Annotated in this window: 20 protein-coding genes and 1 pseudogene; 11 read left to right on the top strand and 10 right to left on the bottom strand. The window is 63.4% G+C overall.

The genetic code is table 11. The features are described from left to right. Positions 1-639: 639 nt before the first annotated feature. Entirely contained in the window at positions 640-1,047 is a 408-nt protein-coding gene (locus AC0L14_RS21250) for a DoxX family protein (protein ID WP_473750628.1), read from the top strand. 407 nt (positions 1,048-1,454) lie between these two features. Here the strand turns inward: AC0L14_RS21250 and AC0L14_RS21245 are convergent, their stop codons facing one another. The 3 genes and pseudogenes from AC0L14_RS21245 to AC0L14_RS21235 all read right to left on the bottom strand — a co-directional run bounded on the left by AC0L14_RS21245 (position 1,455) and on the right by AC0L14_RS21235 (position 2,749). Further along, positions 1,455-1,811 carry a VOC family protein gene (locus tag AC0L14_RS21245; RefSeq protein WP_192363337.1) on the bottom strand — a complete coding sequence of 119 codons (357 nt, stop codon included), beginning with the start codon at positions 1,809-1,811 and terminating at the stop codon, positions 1,455-1,457. 105 nt (positions 1,812-1,916) lie between these two features. Further along, positions 1,917-2,119, bottom strand: a pseudogene (locus tag AC0L14_RS21240) (DNA mismatch repair endonuclease MutL); the annotation flags it as partial. 264 nt (positions 2,120-2,383) lie between these two features. Beyond that, positions 2,384-2,749: a VOC family protein gene (locus AC0L14_RS21235; protein WP_473750627.1), complete on the bottom strand. Its 366-nt coding sequence runs from the start codon at positions 2,747-2,749 to the stop codon at positions 2,384-2,386. A 149-nt stretch (positions 2,750-2,898) separates the two neighbouring features. Here AC0L14_RS21235 and AC0L14_RS21230 point away from each other — a divergent pair, with 149 nt between their 5' ends. Both AC0L14_RS21230 and AC0L14_RS21225 read left to right on the top strand, forming a co-directional pair. Then, a complete protein-coding gene (locus AC0L14_RS21230) occupies positions 2,899-3,210 on the top strand; it encodes a hypothetical protein (protein ID WP_473750626.1) in 312 nt (103 codons plus the stop codon). 10 nt (positions 3,211-3,220) lie between these two features. Beyond that, positions 3,221-4,111: a sigma-70 family RNA polymerase sigma factor gene (locus tag AC0L14_RS21225; protein ID WP_473750632.1), complete on the top strand. Its 891-nt coding sequence runs from the start codon at positions 3,221-3,223 to the stop codon at positions 4,109-4,111. Between the two features lie 87 nt (positions 4,112-4,198). Here the strand turns inward: AC0L14_RS21225 and AC0L14_RS21220 are convergent, their stop codons facing one another. Continuing rightward, positions 4,199-5,296: an AraC family transcriptional regulator gene (locus AC0L14_RS21220; protein ID WP_473489787.1), complete on the bottom strand. Its 1,098-nt coding sequence runs from the start codon at positions 5,294-5,296 to the stop codon at positions 4,199-4,201. 76 nt (positions 5,297-5,372) lie between these two features. Between AC0L14_RS21220 and AC0L14_RS21215 the strand changes: the two genes are divergently transcribed. Then, on the top strand, positions 5,373-6,485 hold the full coding sequence (locus AC0L14_RS21215; protein WP_473527886.1) for a DUF1330 domain-containing protein: 1,113 nt from the start codon (positions 5,373-5,375) through the stop codon (positions 6,483-6,485). Between the two features lie 183 nt (positions 6,486-6,668). Here AC0L14_RS21215 and AC0L14_RS21210 read toward each other — a convergent pair whose 3' ends face one another. After that, complete coding sequence (locus AC0L14_RS21210) at positions 6,669-7,826, bottom strand: sulfite oxidase (protein ID WP_473750625.1); 1,158 nt, start codon at positions 7,824-7,826, stop codon at positions 6,669-6,671. Between the two features lie 258 nt (positions 7,827-8,084). Between AC0L14_RS21210 and AC0L14_RS21205 the strand changes: the two genes are divergently transcribed. Further along, a complete protein-coding gene (locus tag AC0L14_RS21205) occupies positions 8,085-8,717 on the top strand; it encodes a DUF1326 domain-containing protein (RefSeq protein WP_473489790.1) in 633 nt (210 codons plus the stop codon). A gap of 8 nt (positions 8,718-8,725) precedes the next feature. Then, complete coding sequence (locus tag AC0L14_RS21200) at positions 8,726-9,634, top strand: DUF2182 domain-containing protein (protein ID WP_473527885.1); 909 nt, start codon at positions 8,726-8,728, stop codon at positions 9,632-9,634. Between the two features lie 126 nt (positions 9,635-9,760). Here AC0L14_RS21200 and dinB read toward each other — a convergent pair whose 3' ends face one another. The 3 genes from dinB to AC0L14_RS21185 all read right to left on the bottom strand — a co-directional run bounded on the left by dinB (position 9,761) and on the right by AC0L14_RS21185 (position 12,287). Next, on the bottom strand, positions 9,761-11,002 hold the full coding sequence (gene dinB / locus AC0L14_RS21195; protein ID WP_473527884.1) for a DNA polymerase IV: 1,242 nt from the start codon (positions 11,000-11,002) through the stop codon (positions 9,761-9,763). A 334-nt stretch (positions 11,003-11,336) separates the two neighbouring features. Then, on the bottom strand, positions 11,337-11,795 hold the full coding sequence (locus AC0L14_RS21190; protein WP_473750631.1) for a GNAT family N-acetyltransferase: 459 nt from the start codon (positions 11,793-11,795) through the stop codon (positions 11,337-11,339). Positions 11,796-11,918: 123 nt separating this feature from the next. Continuing rightward, positions 11,919-12,287: a hypothetical protein gene (locus tag AC0L14_RS21185; protein ID WP_473750624.1), complete on the bottom strand. Its 369-nt coding sequence runs from the start codon at positions 12,285-12,287 to the stop codon at positions 11,919-11,921. 211 nt (positions 12,288-12,498) lie between these two features. Here AC0L14_RS21185 and AC0L14_RS21180 point away from each other — a divergent pair, with 211 nt between their 5' ends. Then, complete coding sequence (locus tag AC0L14_RS21180; protein WP_123148021.1) at positions 12,499-12,801, top strand: hypothetical protein; 303 nt, start codon at positions 12,499-12,501, stop codon at positions 12,799-12,801. Between the two features lie 51 nt (positions 12,802-12,852). Here AC0L14_RS21180 and AC0L14_RS21175 read toward each other — a convergent pair whose 3' ends face one another. Further along, positions 12,853-13,557, bottom strand: a complete 705-nt coding sequence (locus AC0L14_RS21175; RefSeq protein ID WP_123148064.1) for an XRE family transcriptional regulator — start codon at positions 13,555-13,557, stop codon at positions 12,853-12,855. A gap of 444 nt (positions 13,558-14,001) precedes the next feature. Between AC0L14_RS21175 and AC0L14_RS21170 the strand changes: the two genes are divergently transcribed. The 3 genes from AC0L14_RS21170 (at position 14,002) to AC0L14_RS21160 (ending at position 15,868) form a co-directional block, all read left to right on the top strand. Then, on the top strand, positions 14,002-14,514 hold the full coding sequence (locus tag AC0L14_RS21170; RefSeq protein WP_473750623.1) for a hypothetical protein: 513 nt from the start codon (positions 14,002-14,004) through the stop codon (positions 14,512-14,514). Between the two features lie 117 nt (positions 14,515-14,631). Then, positions 14,632-15,234: a DUF6456 domain-containing protein gene (locus tag AC0L14_RS21165; protein ID WP_473750622.1), complete on the top strand. Its 603-nt coding sequence runs from the start codon at positions 14,632-14,634 to the stop codon at positions 15,232-15,234. A 367-nt stretch (positions 15,235-15,601) separates the two neighbouring features. Then, the gene (locus AC0L14_RS21160) at positions 15,602-15,868 is read left to right on the top strand and encodes a DUF2285 domain-containing protein (RefSeq protein ID WP_473750620.1); all 267 of its coding nucleotides are present in this window, start codon (positions 15,602-15,604) and stop codon (positions 15,866-15,868) included. 562 nt (positions 15,869-16,430) lie between these two features. On the opposite strand, the gene efp is transcribed toward AC0L14_RS21160, so the two are convergent. Further along, the gene (gene efp, locus AC0L14_RS21155) at positions 16,431-16,997 is read right to left on the bottom strand and encodes an elongation factor P (RefSeq protein ID WP_473750619.1); all 567 of its coding nucleotides are present in this window, start codon (positions 16,995-16,997) and stop codon (positions 16,431-16,433) included. A gap of 129 nt (positions 16,998-17,126) precedes the next feature. Here efp and epmA point away from each other — a divergent pair, with 129 nt between their 5' ends. Then, entirely contained in the window at positions 17,127-18,170 is a 1,044-nt protein-coding gene (gene epmA, locus AC0L14_RS21150) for an EF-P lysine aminoacylase EpmA (protein WP_473750618.1), read from the top strand. The last annotated feature ends 263 nt before the right edge of the window (positions 18,171-18,433 follow it).

Raw genomic sequence — 18,433 nt, 5'->3', positions numbered from 1 at the left:
CGAGAGGACTACGAGCGGTTAAGCTGTGGGTGCCGGTCGATTTTCGCGGCCGTCGAGGTCTTGGAAAGATCGCGGCTGCTTCCAGCCGTCAGCGACAAAATTGCAAACGGTAAAGTTCGACCCCTTCTCTGCCCTTCCTTCTGAGCAGCCATACGGCAATCCGTGACCCAAACCAGCCTCTGCCACGCCGATTTGGCCGCTCGTAAGCGGACCTTCGCCGGAACCGGCATCTCTGACCCTGAGCCGCCCTCCATCAACCCGTTTCACTACCCGATAGCCGACGTTCGCAGGAACCGGTGCTGTGACGGAAAGCGGACATTGCAGGGCCACTCGAGCGCGGTCCTGACGAAGGGCATTCGCTTTGGCGGCTTTGCTTGTGGAGTGGCGCGACCTGCTAGTCCCACGCGCCTCGTCGGCGCTAGTCACTGGCGGAGCGAGCGCAATCGGCAAGGTCTAGGCTCCCGCGGCTCGGCACTCCATCACTAGTACGACCGGATGTCACGCGACTGTGAACTGGGAGTATTGGTTTACGCCTCGCGCTGTGCATCATACCCTCTTCGCAAAATCGGTGCGAAGAGCAGACCCGCTGATAATTCAGCCTGCTGGCCGGAATCACCGGGTCATGATGGAGGCCAACTGATGAATTTCGACAAGATTTCGGCCTGGGTTCCGGAGTGGTTAAGCGTCGTGAGGATCATGTCGGCGCTGCTGTTTCTGGAGCACGGAACTCAAAAGTTCTTCAATTTTCCGCCCGCTCCCGAGCCGATGCAACTGTCGGGGCCTTTTGTGATTCAGGGATTGATCGAGGTGATCGGAGGCGTGCTGCTTGCCCTCGGATTCTTCACCCGGCCCGTCGCGTTCATTCTGTCCGGCAACATGGCGGTGGCCTATTTCATGGCGCACGCGCCGCAAAACTTCTTTCCGGTTGTCAACCAGGGCGACGCGGCGATCCTCTACTGCTTTATTTTCCTGTACTTCTTTTTCGCGGGAGGCGGCGCGTGGAGCGTCGATGCGGCCCGTCGCGGAACCGGCCTCGCGACGCCCTGAATAGGATCGCGAGGAACCTCCTGGGCCGCTTCCAGCGGAGCACGTCCTGCAAGGGTGTCGAAGAGCATATGCTGTTGCCCTAGGTGGAAATGATAAGAAGTTTCGGCTGGCCCGCCGCGACGACGTCGCCGTCGCGATGTGGCGCATCTGCGAAGTGCTGGTGGGCATGTCGGACGCCCCGTGCCCGGATGAGCGCACGCGGCGACGACCTGACGTTGCTGGGCGGCGAGAGGGATTTTCTGCACCTCCTGCCGCGGAGCATTCTTGCTCGTTGGAACAGACGAGACCGACAGCAGCAATCCACCGATAGTGTTGAAAAAGTCCGGCAGAGCAGGATGATTTGCCTTCGAATCTCCATCCCGCTCCAAGTCTTTACTTGGTCGCGCGTCCGGACGGAAAACCGGCTTTTAAGCAGCCCCGGCTTTGTGCGCCAAAGGATGCCTCGGCTGGTAGAGGCCAAGCGATCCGCCACTGGGAAGCGAGACATGCGTGAGCAGGCCCCAGCCTTCATCGGTGACCGAAGTGCATTCAACATCGTGCGATTTCAGCTCTTGGATTGTGGCATTGATGTCTTCGCACATGAGATAGACTTCGTGGCTGTCGTTTTCGGCGATCGGGTGAACAGCAATCTCGGCCGGCGGCAATGCGAAGATCAACCAGCCTTCGCCAGCATCGATTGCTGGAAAACGCAGAACATTGCGAAAAAATGCGCGGTCTGCCTCGGCATCCGTGCTGTAGATGATCATGTGTGCGCCGGAAATCATGGCTCCTTACCTCCCTGAAAGTGATGCGAACAAGCTATTGCCGTTGCAAACGACGTTTCGGCGCTACCGCCGTCCACACAGCCGCTCGATATCGACAAGCTTTAGTTAGATATAGGTCGGTCGGCCGTGATTGCAGGTGCCGGAACCCGGCGTTGCTTCCATCTGGCGGAGCAGTGCTTTCATTTCTTCCGGCCGAAGCTGCCGGCCGAGCGCACCGAGCGGTGGCACGCCATGGTAGCGGCGATTTTGTCGAAACGCTGCTTCAGCGTATTGGGTGTGTCAGTCTCGGCGATCTCGTCGGCAAGATCGCCGAGCCTTGGCCGCCGCACCGTTTATCGAAAAGTGAGGCGACTGGGTACCACTCGGCCGGCGCAGAGAGCATTTCCGACGATATTCAACCTCTCGCCCCGGGGGAAACTTCAAGGGCAATCGTGACTCTGAGCTGCCCCTTTCATCAGTCTATTTCGCTGCCCGGTAGTTGACAGTCGCAGCAACCAGCGCTGATGACACCTTCTCCAGCCGTTCAAATGGGCGCGTCAAAATTCAGAGGCCCGCCCAGCAGCGGCACCCGCTCATTGGCTGCCGATCACCATGCGATTGCCCTCGCTGTCGCGAAATTCCGCCACCGTGCGGCCTGGCTGCCAGGGCGCCTCCTGCGGTTCGGTGATGATCTCGACGCCGCCCGCCTTCAGAGCGGCGATCGTGGCCTCGACATCGTCGTCGACCAGCACCAGCACCGGCTCCGCGCCTGGCGTGTCGTCGGCGCGCCTCACGAAATGCAGGTTCGTGACAGCGCCGGGAAATGTCAGCTCGATCCAGCGCCAGCCGCTATCGCCCATCTTCTCGTCGGCCGCGACCTTGCAGGCGAAATGCCTGGTGTAGAACGCCTTGGCGCGGTCCTGGTCGAATACCGGCAGTTCGGCAAACTGGATGTGCATGGTCGTCTCTCCTGCTCCTCGATGGCTGCTGCGTAGCCGTCCACAGCTGGAAGACGGATCCGGGCGGCCGAAGAGATTCATAGCGTGCGAGAATCCTTTCGGGAACGCCAAACGTCTTCTGCTCAAACCAACCATTCAGGAGACGAACGATGGGCTACAAACTCATTCGCTACAGCGTGAAAGACACCGGGCTGGAAGAGAACCGCGCGCTGGTGGCAAAGGTGTTCGAGGCGCTGGATGAGACGACGCCGCAGAGCGTGCGCTATCTCGTGCTCGAATTGGACGACGGCGAGTTCGTCCACGTCGTCGGCGAGGGAAATGACACATCCGCGCTGACCGGGCTTGCGGCCTTCGAGGCGTTCACGCAAAACCATGCGGAGCGACGTTCTACCCCGGTCCAGCGATCGCCTGCCAAAATCATCGGCAACTACCATCTGCTTGAGGACGGCAAAGCCGGATAGAATGGACGCCATGATCCCACAAAAATTCGACCGGCCGGCGCTGGAGGCGATGCTCTCCGGGTTGCGTCCCAAACTGCACCGCTACTGCGCCCGCATGGCCGGCTCGGTGATCGACGGCGAAGACATCGTGCAGGAGACGCTCATGAAGGCGCTGCAGGCGGTCGACGGTAGCCTGGCGATCGAGCGGCCCGAGCAATGGCTGTTTCGCATCGCCCACAATGCCGCGCAGGACCATCTGCGCCGGCGCCATCGGGAAAGGTCGCGCATGACCGAGACCGACATGACCACGATCGAGGATTCTTCCGGCAGCGCCGACAGCAGGCTCGCCGCGGCGACCGGCCTGCGCAGCTTCATGCAGCTTTCGGTGGCGCAGCGCGGCGCCGTGATCCTGGTCGACGTGCTCGGCCTTTCCCTGCACGAGACCTGCGAGGTGACCGGTGCGACGCTGGCCGCGACCAAGGCGGCGCTGCATCGCGGGCGGGCGCAGCTGCGCATATTGGCAGCCGAGCCCGAACAGGTGGCCGCGCCCAGGCTCGACGCCGATGACGAGCGGCGGCTGCGCCGCTATGTCGACCTGTTCAATGCGCGCGACTTCGACGCGGTCAGGGCGCTGATCGCCGAGGATATCCAGCTCGAACTCGTCAACCGCCTCCGCCTGCGCGGCAAGGCCGAAGTGTCGACCTATTTCGGCAATTACGACCGCATAAGCGACTGGACGCTATCGCTGGGTCTTGTCGACGGCAGGCCGGCGATCCTGATCCGCAATCCGCAGGAGCCGGACGGCGCCGTCCGCGGCTTCATGCTGGTCGAATGGCGGGACGAGCGGGTCGTCCAGATCCGCGACTTCCGTTACGCGCCCTGGTGCCTGGTCGATGCGGAGATCAGCACGGTGGAGGGGTAGGGGAGGGCTGGAAATGGTGCGGAGATGGCGCGCGGAGGCGTCTGTCGGGGCATATTGTGTTCCTCAAATTGGCCTCCGGCCGCCCGGCTATCCGCGCCGGCCGCCGCGCCAGCCAGCCGGCGAGACGCCCGCGAGCTTCTTGAAGCTCCGGCTGAAGGCCGCTTCGGACTCGTAGCCGACATCACGTCCGACCGTCGAGACTTTGGCCAGCCCATCAGTGAGCAGTCGTGCGGCCAGTTGCACGCGCCATCGCGTGAGATATTGCATCGGTGGGCAGCCGACGAGACGCGTGAAGCGGGCCGCAAGGACTGACCGCGAGACGCCGGTTTCGCGAGCGAGTTCTTCAATTGTCCAGCCACGCGCCGGATGCTCGTGGACGAGCGCAACAGCCCTGCCTACGGCGGGGTCGCGCAAGCCGGCCAGCCAGCCGGTCTGCTCCGGCGGCAGTGCCTCAAGATAGCGGCGAACGACCTCAACGAACATCAGTTCGCTGAGGCGCAGGCGGATGCATTCAGCGCCAGGCCGTTGAACGGACACCTCTGCCAGCGTTAGCTCGATCAGCCGGTCGAGCAGATCGCTCGGTGCGCCGGCCGCACGCCGAATGCGTATCAGCGGAGGAAGGGCCCCGAGCAGAGGATTGAACGGCCGTGCATCGCAACCAAGAAAACCGCAGACATATCTTGTCAGGAGGGGGCCGTCGCCACCTTCGTTGACCACGAAAGGCAGTTGTCCAGCCGCCATGGCGCGAAAGAAATCGAGCGAATCTTCCGGGCTCAAACCTGATCGCACTCCGGGCGCACTGCACATTGCGTATGAATCCTCATGCGGGATCACAAGTATATCGCCTTCGGCAAACTCCATCGGCGAACCCTCATCGATGCTGACCGAGCCCGATCCCTGGGTGATTATGTGGTAGGAAATCACGTGTTGGGCGCGCGGCAGGATGAGATGGGCAAATGAATCCGCCCGCGGCACTTCCACACTCCAGGGCGAAGAGGCATCGACCCAGAAGAAAAGCGCGCCGGTGAGCTTTATCACGCGCAGCACATCTGAAAGCACATCCTTGTCCGGCACCGCCGAAGGTGCGGCATCGGCAACGGCCTCTTCCGGTGGCCGCCCAGGCGATGGCGCAAGAACGGACGCTGCGGCAAGCGATTGAGACGCTGGGTCATGGAGCGTGCCCATGGCCAAGTCTACTATGCGCCGGACAGCATATCCACCGCGCATCCCGTGCAGTCCATGCGATCAACGGAGGTCGGCCATGTCTACTTATTGCTTCTTCGACGTGCGTGAAATCACCGACCAAGCCAAAGTCGAGCAGTATCTGGCAGGGGTCTTTGCAACGGTTGAACAATATGGAGGGCGCTATTTGGTGCTGGGCGGGAAATCCGACCTTGTCGAAGGAGACTGGCAGCCGGTCTATCCGGTCATCGTCGAATTTGCCGACGCCGAGCATGCCAAGCGCTGGTACTCATCGCCTGAATACGAGCCGCTGAAGGCGCTTCGCGTCGCCGGAGCCCGATCCAACGCAGTGTTCCTTGAAGGTGCCACGCCGGGATCTGTGGACGCGGCGGTCCAGACCCACCGGGGTAAGACATCGAAAACTCCGGCTGAAATCTACGACTCACTGTTCGTTCCAGCGCTGTTCCGACAATGGGGGCCTATCGTCGCCGCCGAGGCGCGAATAGGGAGGGGCGACCGCGTCATCGACATCGCCTGCGGTACGGGTGTGCTGGCGCTCGCGGCCCTCGACCGCGTTCGCGCGGAGGGCAAGGTGGTCGGGCTTGACCCCAATCCCGATATGCTTTGCGTTGCCCGCCGCAAAAGCACTCGCATCGACTGGCGAGAAGGGCGCGCCGAGCAGATTCCGTTTCCGGATGAAAGCTTCGACGCCGCAGTCAGCCAGTTCGGCCTGATGTTCTTCGAGGATCGAGCAGCCGCACTGCGGGAAATGCTGCGCGTGGTTAAGACCGGCGGCCGGCTCGCCGTCGCGGTCTGCGACTCGCTCGACCAGTCGCCCGGCTATGCCGCAGTGGCGGCTATGCTTGAACGGCTGTTTGGAAGCGACGTTGCGAACGCGTTCCGCGCGCCCTTTGCTCTCGGCAATGCAGAGTTACTGCTCTCGCTCTGCGCGAAGGCAGGCATAGAGCATGCCGAGGTGAAGCGGCACCGCGGAACGGTCCGTTTTGCCTCGATCGAGTCGCTGATCTCGACTGAAAGAGCCTGCATCTGGACGTTGGGCGGACTTTTGGACAACGAGCAGTTTAAGCGGCTTCTGGAGGAGGCCGAGCGAGCACTTATGCCTTTCGTGACAGCGGTCGGCGCCGTCGCTTTCGACATGCCGGCGCTGGTCATCACGGCATCCAAGGGCTGACGCTGGGGACCGATTTCCAGTATTCCGGCCGTCCCATGTCCCCATGGACGAGACGAATCGCGCCAGTCCACCCGAAGCGGTCGTTCCGGGCATCTACGATGCGCGTCTATTTTGCCTGCCGAAGCGAACCTAAAGATTGCTTGGACAACCAGTCTGCACCTGCTTCACCTTCCCGCGTAGTTCTTAGTCGACACGCACGCGGCGCGTCACCTGGCCATTGCTTTCCCAGTATGTGTGTTTCTTGGCAATCAAGGGATCGTCCATTGCCGGTTGAACTTGTCCCGTGGTGCTGACCGCGCGCGAGGTCACCGTGTGTTCGCCGGGAGAGGGATTTGCCCAATCCAGGGACCATATCTTCCAGGCGTGTTCGGCCTCCTCACTGCGGTCAATGATCGCCGGTGCCCATGGCGCTTGATCGATTTGCACTTCGACCCGGTCGATCGGTGCCCCCCAAGCTGCCCCAATGACGCGGTAGTCTGAGTCCTTCCGGGTGACCTTTGCAGGCGCGGACTTTATCCGTGCCCGGCCGACTGAGTTCTCGGTCCACACGGTCTCGCCGTTGTGCTCTTCCTCCCGGATGGTGACATAGTCACGGGCCATCAGAAGGCTCATGAAGCGGGTGTCGCGAACCTCGATGCGTTCCAGCCACTTGACGTTGGCGATCCCGTACCAGCCGGGAGCAATCAGCCGCAGCGGAAAACCATTGGCCGGCGGCAAGGCGGCTCCGTTCATTTCATAGCAGAGCAGATTGTCGGGATTCATCGCGTCGGCGAGTGACATGCTGCGAGCGAAGTTCTGCTGCATCTTGACGTCGCGTATCGGAACCTCGCCCTTGTCAGTACCGAAAAAGACGACCTCGATGCCCTTCTCCATAACGCCGGCTTCCTCGAGGATCGGGGCGAGCGGCGTCCCTGCCCAGCGGGCATTGCCGATGCCGCCAGTGAAAAAGGGAAACCCGTGGTTGCCCGAGCATTCCACTGTGAAAACGACCTCCTGCCGCGGTCGCGCCCTGATGTCGGCGAGCGTCAATTTCAAGGGCTTCTTGACCAGGCCTCCGATCTCCATGGACCATGTCTTCTCGTCGATCGTTGGCCGGTTGAAATGCGAGATGCTGAAGAACTTGTGGTTTGGAGTTATCCAGCTATCCAAATCCTCCCAGACAAGCTGCTTCTGGATACCGACCGGATCGGGATTTTCGGTCGGCTGGTCCAGCCACGCAATAACCTCCTCGCTCGGCCGTGTTGGAAAAGCGTAAGCCCGACGCGAGGTATAGAGAGCAGCAATTGCGGCAAGAGCCGCGCTTCCTTGAACAAGAAGTTCTCTGCGCTGAAAATCAGGCATGTTGTTTACCTCCCAGTTGATCCGGAACGGGCTGCAACGTGCCTTAGGCCGTAGCCTGATCACGGATAGGCGACACAATATGAGGTCTGCCCAGCCGGAAGTATCCGGATAGGTCAGACAATCACCGACGCAAGTCAAGCATGTGAAGCATTGGACGAAACTCTCGCTTGGGTTTCGCATTTTTAAGGGTGCGCCTTTGAGAGGGAAGAGTCCAGGTGTATGATGATGGTCTAATATTTCGACATCAGGGAGGACAGCGTGACGTCTTGGGAAATCAAGGGACGCGAACTCGTCAATTGCACCTGCGAATATGGCTGCAACTGTCAATTCAATGCGTTGCCCGACAAAGGCCATTGCCATGCCGTTGCCGGCATTCAGATCGATGAGGGTCATCATGGCGAAACCGCTCTCGATGGCCTGCGGATCGCCGCGATCTTCAAATGGCCTGGCGCGATCCACGAAGGCAATGGCGAAGCCATCGCTTTCGTCGACGAGAATGCAACCGACCGGCAGCGTAACGCGCTGCTGCGCATCATGACCGGCCAGGACACCGACCCGTTCGCGACGATGTTCGCCGTCTACGCCTCAACCGTGACAAAAATGAATGAGCCGGTGTTCACGAAGATCGATCTCGACCTCGATATTGACGGCCGCAGGGGCCGCATCTTCGTCAAGGACTACATCGAAACGGTCGGCGAACCGATCCGCAACAAGGTGACGGGTGCGGACTCGCGCGCGCAGATCGTGTTGCCGAACGGCTTCGAATATGCGGTCGCCGAGATCGGCAGTGCTTCGAGCACAACCAGCGGCCCGGTTCAGGTGACCACGAAGGACAGTTACGGCCAGTTCGCGCGGCTGCATCTCAACAATCACGGGGTGGTGCGAGCCTGACGCCTCGCATGAACGGCGCGTCGCCACTGGAACGCCTGCTCAGACGCGACCGCGTCATCACGATTGCGGGCGTGGTGGCGCTGTGCCTGCTGGCCTGGCTTTACATCGTCGCCGGTGCAGGGCTCGGCATGAATGCGTGGGAGATGTCGAGGCTCGCGCTGTTCCCCCACCAGCAAACTGCCGGCGTGACCTCCGATATGCCCGGCATGGATATGTCTGGCATGAATATGTCTGGCATGGACATGCCCGGCATGGACATGAGCGCGATGGCCGCAGCGACGGAACCGCGGGTCTGGGGGGCCGCGAACTGGGCGCTGATGATCGCCATGTGGTGGGTCATGATGATCGCCATGATGTCGCCGAGCGCGGCGCCGACCATCCTGCTCTATGCGAGCGTGCATCGCCGTGCGCTCGCACAGGGCCAGATCCAGGACAAGCTCGCGCCCACCGGCGTATTTATGGCAGGCTACCTCCTGGTCTGGCTGGGGTTCTCCGTTGCGGCGACCGCGTTGCATCGGCTGCTCGAACGCGAAGCCTTCGCTTCCGCGACGCTGATGAGCTCACAAAGCCGCTGGCTTTCAGCCATCGTCCTGATCGCCGCGGGCCTCTATCAGCTCTCGCCGCTCAAGAACGCCTGCCTGTCGCATTGCCGGGCACCGACGGCGTTCCTTGCCCGACACTGGCGTCCCCACGCACTCGGCGCGCTGCGTTTGGGCGCACTGCACGGGGCGTTTTGTGTCGGATGCTGCTGGATGCTGATGGCGTTGTTGTTCGTGGGGGGCATCATGAACCTGGTGTGGGTTGCCGGGCTCGCCATTCTGGTGCTGGTAGAAAAGGCGTTTCCTGCCGGCCAGCGGGTTGGCCGGGCGGCCGGCATCGTCCTGATCGCCTGGGGCGGCGCAACGCTTTTGGTCTGACGACCAGAAGACGCAGAAAATTTGCGAGCGGGTGCTGCCCTATCCGGTTGATGCCAAAAACCGGTGCACAACGAACTGGATCCAAGAACGTCATTCCGGCGATTTGCGACCAAGAGTAATCGCGGCTCACAATTCCTTTTCGGCCAGTTCGCGAAACGCGTCGGGGACCGAGCGCGACTGCCCAAGCGCGACCGAGGCATAGCCGACCGCCTCCCAGCCGAAGCGGTCGCGGATCTTGTCGATGGCGCGGTCGGCGGTCCAGCGCGCCGCGCCCTTCCTGGTGCCGGGGCGGCGGCGGTCGTCGTCGAGGCCGAGCGGCAGTTCCAGCTGCAGGGCCGGTTGCTTTTCCAGATGCGAGACGGCGATCGCCAGCAGCGAGATGGTCTTCTCGTGCGGATGATCGGCAAGCACCTTGCGCACCAGCGCCTCGGCGATCTCGGCCAGCATCGCGGTTGCCGAAATCGGCTGGTCGAGCGTGATCGAGCGCGTCACCGAGCGCAGATCGGCAAAGCGAACGCGAACCGTCACGGTGCGGCCGGGCCGCGATTTCGCCCGCAGCCTGGTGGCGACCCTGTCGGCCAGATGCAGCAGCGCCGGCACGAAGATTTTTGCCTCGGCCGGCTTCCTGCCGAGCGCCGATTGTGCGCCGGCCGATCGCGCCCGGCGCTGCGTCTCGAGCTTGCGCGGATCGCGGTTCCAGGCCAGCGCGTTGAGTTTTTCGCCCGCCGCCGGCCCGAGCAGGCGCTCCAGCGACCAGCCAGGCGTCTTCGCCAGTTCGCCGATGGTGTTGACGCCGATGCCGGCCAGCCGCTCCCTGGTCACCGGGCCGACGCCCCACATCAGCTCGACCGGCAGATCGTGCAGGAACTCCAACTCGTGGCGTGGATCGACGACCACCAGCCCGTCGGGCTTGGCCACTTGCGAGGCGATCTTGGCCAGGTGCTTGGTGCGCGCCACGCCGACCGAGATCGGCAGGCCGAGCTCCGCCCGCACGCGGCGGCGGATGGTTGCGGCGATCTCGGCCGGCGGACCGAACAGATGGGTGCAGCCGGCGACGTCGGCGAAGGCCTCGTCGATGGAGATCCGCTCGACCATCGGCGTGAAATCGCCAAGCACCTTGATGGCCGCGTCGCCGAGCCGCTGATAATCCTTGAAATGGCCGCCGACGAAAATCAGCCCGGGGCAGAGTTCCCGGGCGCGCCGCCCCGGCATGCCGCCACGCACGCCAAAGGCCTTGGCCTCGTAGGAAGCGGCCAGCACCACACCGCCGCCGACGGCGATCGGCTTGCCGCGCAGGGCCGGGTCGAGCAACTGTTCGACCGAGGCATAGAAGGCATCCAGATCCGCGTGGAGGATGTTGGCTTCCATCCGGCCCGTTCGCCCGCGGCGGTTCGAACGCCGCATGTCTTGAGGTTTGTATGGAACATAAAGAGAACATTGCGGGTGGATTGTCAAGGAGCGTGGAGGGCAGGTGGAGGGCAATCGCTTCAGGTTTGCGCTGCCCCTCATCGCCCTGCCGGGCACTTCTCCCCGTATAGGGACGGGGAGAAGGACGCTCTCATCGATGGTTTCGCCAATCACCAACGTTGCAGGAAAGTGCCGGGGTTACGGACAGCCCCCTTTGCCCCGTCACTATACGGGGAGAAGGTGCCGGCAGGCGGATGAGGGGCAGCGCCGACTTCGGCAATCAGCCGATCGAGCGCTACAGCGCCATCTTATAGCCGAGATGGCTGGCGGTGAAACCGAGGCCCTCGTAGAAAGCGTGCGCCTTCCGTCGGCTCTTGTCGGTCGTGAGCTGAACGAAGCTGCAGTTGCGTGCACGGCATTCTTCAACCGCCCATTCGATCATCTGCTTGCCGACGCCGCGAGACCGCCATTGCCGGGCGACGCGAACACCTTCGATCTGGCCGCGCCAGGCGCCTTTCCTCGAAATGCCCGGGATGAAGCTGAGCTGCAGGGTTCCGACCACTTGTCCGGCTTCGACGGCCACCGCTAGCAGCTGGTTGGGATCGGCTTCGATTGCTCGGAACGCATCGAGGTAGGACGGCGCGAGCGGCGTCGACGGGTCCTCCCGACCAGCACCGAGCGCATCGTCGGCAAGCAGTGCGACAATCGCCGGCAGATCGTGCGCTTGCGCGCGACGGAATTTGATCTCGCTCATCGAGTGGACATACGGTGTGGATTTGGTGACGGCAAGTGCGGTCCAGCTATGCGCGACAGGCGCGTCGCGGTGCGGGCGACCGGCGCCAGGCATTCGCGGCTGATGGCGTCTGCGACCTCCAGCTTACGCCGCCTGCCGTGCCCAGAGGCGGTGGCCGTAGCGGCGGAAGAAGCGCGCCAGGAGCCGCTGCTGCCTGGCGCGGGCGAGATCGGCGCCGCGCCTTTCCTGGCGCCAGCGCGGCATGTTGCGGAACAGCGCAATGAAGCGGGCGGCGTCCTCGAGCGCCTCCTCGGCCGACTGCGCCGGGCGGATCGCCGCCAGGAACAGCGCCTCGCCATGCTTCAGCCGGTCGACGATCGCTTTGCGCTGGTCATGGCCCAGACGGCCCTTGCCTATGCCGTCGTGGCGGATGGCGGCGAAGGACGCCAGCATGGCCGGGCTGTCGCCAGTATAGCCGCAATCGCGGGCGAACTGGGCGGAGAGGGCGTCCATCTTCGTCTCCTTGATTGGCGGCCGCGACGGAGGCCCGGCCCTGCCGCCTATCTGATCGTCCGCGGCGGCGTTATCAGTCGATCCGATATATAAGCATAACTCAAAAATTGACACAAGTTAAACTTTTGCACGGTGTGAGCGGAACTGACTCGACTCTTCGGGAAAAACCCCTAATGATGTGAACAAAACAGGAACTGAGGCACTAGGGACGATGGCATTGCCGGGCAAGGAAGCGACGATCGCCGAGGTCGTCTCGATCGCGGTCGAGTGTATCGATTGCGGCCGCAACAGATGGTGGAAGCCGGCGGAGCTGAAGCGCTTCGGGGTGACCGCGCAGACGCCGCTGGCGGCGCTTTCGGGGCGCCTTCGCTGCTCGGCCTGCCGCGCCGACGGGCTGCCGGGCGCGGCGATCTCGATCCAGGCGGCGTTCATCGACGAGCAGCAGCAGCGCCGCGCCGAAGCGCGGATGCTTGGCGAGCGCGAGATTCCGCTGGAGAGATCCAGGCGGGCTTGATGGAAGAAACGCCATCTCCCCCGCAAGGGGGGGATAGTGCCTGCCGCCGCCCTAGTACCCCAGCAGTTCCTTGAGCGGGATGACGCGCCAGACGTGCTTGATCGCATAGCGGTTGAAGGTCAGCGTCTTCGGCGGATTGTACTGCTCGACGACCAGCTCGGCGGCGGTGCGCTTAACCAGTTTTTTGATGAAAGCCTTGCCGTTGCGCTCGTGTTCCTCGGGGAACATCTCGATCACCACGTGGTCGCCGGGCACGGCGTCGCGGCCGCCGCAATAGAGCATCTCGCCGGGCTCGTAGCGCGGCACCATCGAGTCGGAGAGCACATGCAGCGCGAACACCTTGCGCAAATGGGCGATGCCGGGCGGGCGCTGGACATAGCCGGCGACTTCGCCGTTGAAGGTGAAGTCGCCGTCGTCGCCGCCGACCGCCGCACCGAGAAGCTCGATGTCCATCGGGCCGGCGGGCAGGGGGGCGGCGTCGGTGACGATCTCGGCGTCGGCGACATTGTCGGCGTCGTCGAGGAAGACGACCTCGCCCTTGCCGAGCGCCACCGGGTCGACGCGCAGGAAGGCGGCGGTCTTCAAAAGGTTCTCGGTTTTTGGCAGGTTGCGGCCGGTTTCCCAATTGCCGACGGCGGCGACGTCGGTGTCGTTGTGCTCGGCAATGTGGCGCATCACCAGGCCGCGCTGCTTGCGCGCCTTGCGGATCGCCGCCCCGACCTTGATCGACAATGAGGTTTTCGCCATGGCGGCCATCTGAAACATAAGAATCGGTTTCGTCCATGAAAGAATGGCTTGCATAAATTTTTGAGTTATGCTTATATACAGCCATGCACAAGCCACGTCGCCCCATCTTGTTTTCCCATCCGTCCCGGCTGTCCTCCTCCCCGGCCGGGACGAAGCCCGAGGCTAGCGCCTCGGCTCCGGTTGCCCTGCCGTCGGCGGCGGCGGCGACCGGAACGGCCGGAGCCGTTCCCCGCACGGCTCCGGCCACGAATTTCCGCAAATGCAATGCCGGCCTTTCGTGCATCCGCACCGAGGACGGCACGGTCATCGTCTTCGACCGGTGCACGGGCAGGGCGGTTTCCGGCGCCACAAGCGAGGCGGCCGGGGCGAAGCTTGGCCGCCGAAGCTGCGTCCCTCTCCCCGTGCCGGCAGGCGGGGCGGCACCATCGCTGGGCTGCTCGGGCAGTGCCGGCAATGACCTGGGGAGAGGCAATCGGCGACGTCGCGCCGCCCCTCACCTGCCTGCCGGCATCCTCTCCCCGTGAACGGGGAGAGGGACGCAGCTTCGGCATCTACGCAACCTTTCAATGGATCAACATCATGCCCGTCTATACCGACACGGAATTGCAAAGCATCGCCCGCACCCCGGCCAGGCTGGCGCCGCCGGTCTGGCTGCCGCAGCGCCAGTTCGTGCGCGAGATCCACGGGCACGAGGCCCTCAAGGTGCCGGCACCGCGCCCCGTTGCAGCCGTCGGGCGCCCGCCGCATGTCGCGGCCATGCGCTTCATCGACTGCCTGTTCAACCGCTGCCGCGCGCCGCTCGATCTGACGCTCGAGGAAGATCCCGAAAACGACGCACCGGGCAGCCGGCCGGCACTGGACATGCTGTGCTGCGGCCTGCGCACGCGGCCGCTGAAAAGCTACTGCGCCTATCACGCGGCACGCTTCTGCGACCATCGCCGTACGGCTCTCGCGGATGCAGCGTGAGCGGCATCGGTCGAGATTCTTCTCGCCAAGCACGGCGGCCTGGTTCCTCTCCCCCACTGCGTGGGGGCGAGGAACCCAGGTTCTGCAAAGGCAGCAAATCAAACGAGGAGACTGTCCATGAGCAAGAAGACCGCCAAGGTCAAGGCGCCGAAGGCACCCAAACTGGCAAAAGGCGAGGCCGAGCAGGTGCGCATCCGCAAGGAGGTCGGCCATGATTTCGCGCTGAAGGACGACGCCTTCGGCCGCAAGCGGCTGGCGACCGGCACGCTGGAGGCGAGGCGCATCTATGAGGTTTCCAATGACAGCTCGACCGGCGGCATTGTGCGGGTGCGCAATGTCGACCCGCTGACCGGCATCACCTCGCTGTCGCGCCAGCAGCGCGAGGCGGGTATGCGCTACCGCGAGGATTTTCGCGTCTCGGCGCAGGACGGAGTCAGGCCGATGGCGCTGACCGAGCGCGTCGACGGCGGCCGCATCGGCGGCGGCGTTGCCGACCGCATCCTGTCCGCCGGCCGCTCTTATGGCGACGCCACCAGGGCGCTTTCGCATTGGGAGGTGTCGGGCGTGGTGCAAAAAGTCTGCTGCGCCGGCGAAACGGTGAAGAGCCTGGCCGAACAGACCGGCGAGCCGCGGGATGTTCTATCTAAACTGCTCAAGATCGGGCTGGATTTGTTGGCGGTGCATTACGGGATGATGCTGATGCGGCGGCCGCGGGGGTAGAGGGCAAACGGGGCGGGCGCTATGAACTTTTCATGCCATCAGAGGCTGCCTACTGACCAAGAGATGTGAGGGTTGGCAATGCGTTTCATGGGCGTTGTTTTGGGGGCAATCTTAGCGATCGTCGGCATTGTTGCGGCAACGGCGGCTGTGTCCAGCACCCATCCGATTTTTAATGTCTCGCTTGTCTTTGCGCTCTTGTTTGCCGCCGCAGTGCTATGGGCTCATCTAAAGCCCCAGAAGCGAATGTAGCTAAGCCGCATCCTGATTTTCGGGGCGCGCAGCGGGCCTCGATCGGCCAGCGTCCTCCAATTGAAGGGCGCGGGCTTCTCGACGGCCTGTTACGGTGCGCCATTGCTGGTAGATCGCCATGCCAAAGCCACCGCTAGACCCTCATTTCGCAGACGTGGCGCCGACGTCTTCGGTGCTGACCGCGTATGACGAGCACTGCATGCTGACTTACATGCGGCTGCTCGATGCTTCGGCGGACGGCGCCGATTGGCGTGAGGTCGCCCGCAGCGTTCTGCACATTGACCCGGAGCAGGAGCCGCAACGGGCATTCCGGGCTTGGGCGACGCATCTGGCGCGTGCCCGCTGGATGACCGGCAATGAGGGTTCGTGCCGATCGGCACGATAAGCGGCACGGAATAACGCCGGAGATTTTTCGTGGAACTACCATCCCGGTCTGCCCGTTTAGACAGGAAACTAATTGGGAACCGCCCGATGAACTCTTGGCAAATCAACACTTTGGAGGCGTGCTGCCTTCTTGCCGTTCCGCTGTCGATGATCCTTACGGTTCTGGTAGCGGGTCTCATCCTTGGCTGAATCCCCGCTGCACTGTCCAGTGACGAACACTCTTCCCGGCCCGCATCGTGGCACGGGGCAATCGTAGGGCCTCTACCTTGGCATTCTGCGGCGATCAGGCGCCGTGGCGGGCACATGATCTCGCTCACCGTATACTTATGGGGGACTGTTAAGAGACAGGATTAACGCGTATGTGCGAGCCAGGGTTAACAAAGGGTTTTCCGGTGACGCCGCTTCAAATCACCTCCATCGTGGCCGAACTCGCGGTCTCCTACGTCACGATTGCACTCACCTACCTGGCAGCTGTGTACGCGATTTGCTCCCGCTACTAGCCGCCGCGCGCCCAGCCGGCTTCCAGCACGCGAGGCCTGTCGCCCGCAAGCGATCCACCAGCCTCAATCCTTGGCGCGCTCCACATACGCGCCATCGGCCGTCATCACCACCACGCGGGTGCCGGCGCTGATGTGCGGCGGCACCAGCGTGCGCACGCCGTTGGATAGCGTCGCCGGCTTGTAGGACGAGGACGCCGTCTGGCCCTTGGTCACCGGCTCGGTCTCGACCACCTCGAAGGTGGCGCGCTGCGGCAGCACCAGCGAGATGGCGATGCCGTTGTACTGGGAAACCTGCACCGCCATGCCTTCCTTGAGATAGGGCGCCATCTCGCCGACCACGCTTTCCGGCACCGCGACCTGGTCGTAGCTTTCCGGGTTCATGAAATGGAAGCCTTCTGCGTCGCGGTAGAGGAAGGTGTGCTCGCGCTCCTCGACATAGGCGCGCTCGACCTGCTCTGTGGTGCGGTAGCGCTCCGAAACCTTCACCCCGTCGGAGATACGGCGCATGTCGAGCTGGGTCACCGGCGTGCCCTTGCCCGGATGGATGTTTTCGGCAAAGAGGATCACATAGAGCTTGCCGTCCTTTTCGACGACATTGCCTTTGCGTAGGGAACTGGCGATGACCTTCACGGGCTTTATTCCTAAGAGCGTTGACTGGGCTGGGAGCGCCGACCGGCGCAAATCGACTGCGGGAGCCGTTCGGTGCGGCCTAGCGCATCTTGGCGGCAATCGCCAGTCCTCCATGCAAATCCTGTCGTCATGACCGCCGCCTCGCCCTGGTGGACGCCTGATGTTCACGCCGACCGCCGGCCGCGGCTGATCCTGCGCAATGCCATCACTGCGGCCCTGCGCGACTGGTTTGCCCGCCGCGATTTCATCGAGGTCGAGACTGCGGCGCTACAGGTCTCGCCCGGCAACGAGGCGCATCTGTCGGCCTTCGCCACCGAGGCGATCGGGCCGGACGGGCAGCACCGGCCGCTCTATTTGCACACCTCGCCGGAATTCGCCTGCAAGAAGCTGCTCACTGCCGGCGAGACGCGCATCTTCAGCCTGAGCGCCGTCTATCGCAACCGCGAGCGCGGTCCGTTGCATCATCCGTCCTTCACCATGCTCGAATGGTACCGGGCTAACGAGACCTATGAGAGCCTGATGGAGGATTGCGCCGGGCTTGTCGCGCTGGCCGCCGAGCGCGCCGGTGCAAAACGTTTCGCCTTTCGCGGCCGCGAGGCCGATCCGTTCGTCGAGCCCGAACGGTTGAGCGTCGCCGATGCCTTCATGCGCCATGCCGGCATCGACCTGCTGGCCACGGTCGCCGCCGACGGCAGCACCGATCGTGAAGCGCTGCACGCGGCTCTGCTCCAGGCGGGCTTACGCACCGCGCCCGACGACAATTGGGCCGATCTGTTCAGCCGGGTGATGGTGGAAAAGATCGAGCCGGCGCTGGGGCAGGGGCGCGCCACCATCCTTTACGGCTATCCGATTTCGGAGGCCGCCCTTGCCCGGCCGAGCACGGATGACCCGCGGACCGCCGAGCGCTTCGAACTCTATTGCTGCGGCATCGAACTGGCCAATGCGTTCGGCGAGCTGACCGACGCCGCCGAGCAGCGCCGGCGCTTCATCCTCGAGATGGACGAGAAGGAGCGTATCTATGGCGAGCGCTATCCGATCGACGAGGATTTCCTCGCCGCACTGGCCATGATGCCGCAGGCGAGCGGCGCCGCACTCGGCTTCGACCGGCTGGTGATGCTGGCGACGGGGGCAATGCGGGTCGAGGATGTGATGTGGACGCCGATGGCGGGGTGAGGCGAGGCCTGTGCTCTACGGCGCCCCCCTCTGTCCTGCCGGACATCTCCCCCACAAGTGGGGAGATCGGCAGTTCCGCCGGCAGCGCCTCTTTTTCGAGGTGGGCGATTGGCGAAATCAAAGATGACGGCCGATCTCCCCCCAAGTGGGGGAGATGTCCGGCAGGACAGAGGGGGGCGCTGTCCCGCCGACCTGTCCGCCGCCAGCCTTGCCGTGGTTTCCATCCACCCCTACCGCCCCATCAGCAAATTAACGATGAGCTG

It is taken from the genome of Mesorhizobium sp. WSM4841 (assembly GCF_055811515.1).
This window is presented reverse-complemented; position numbering and strand designations above follow the sequence as displayed.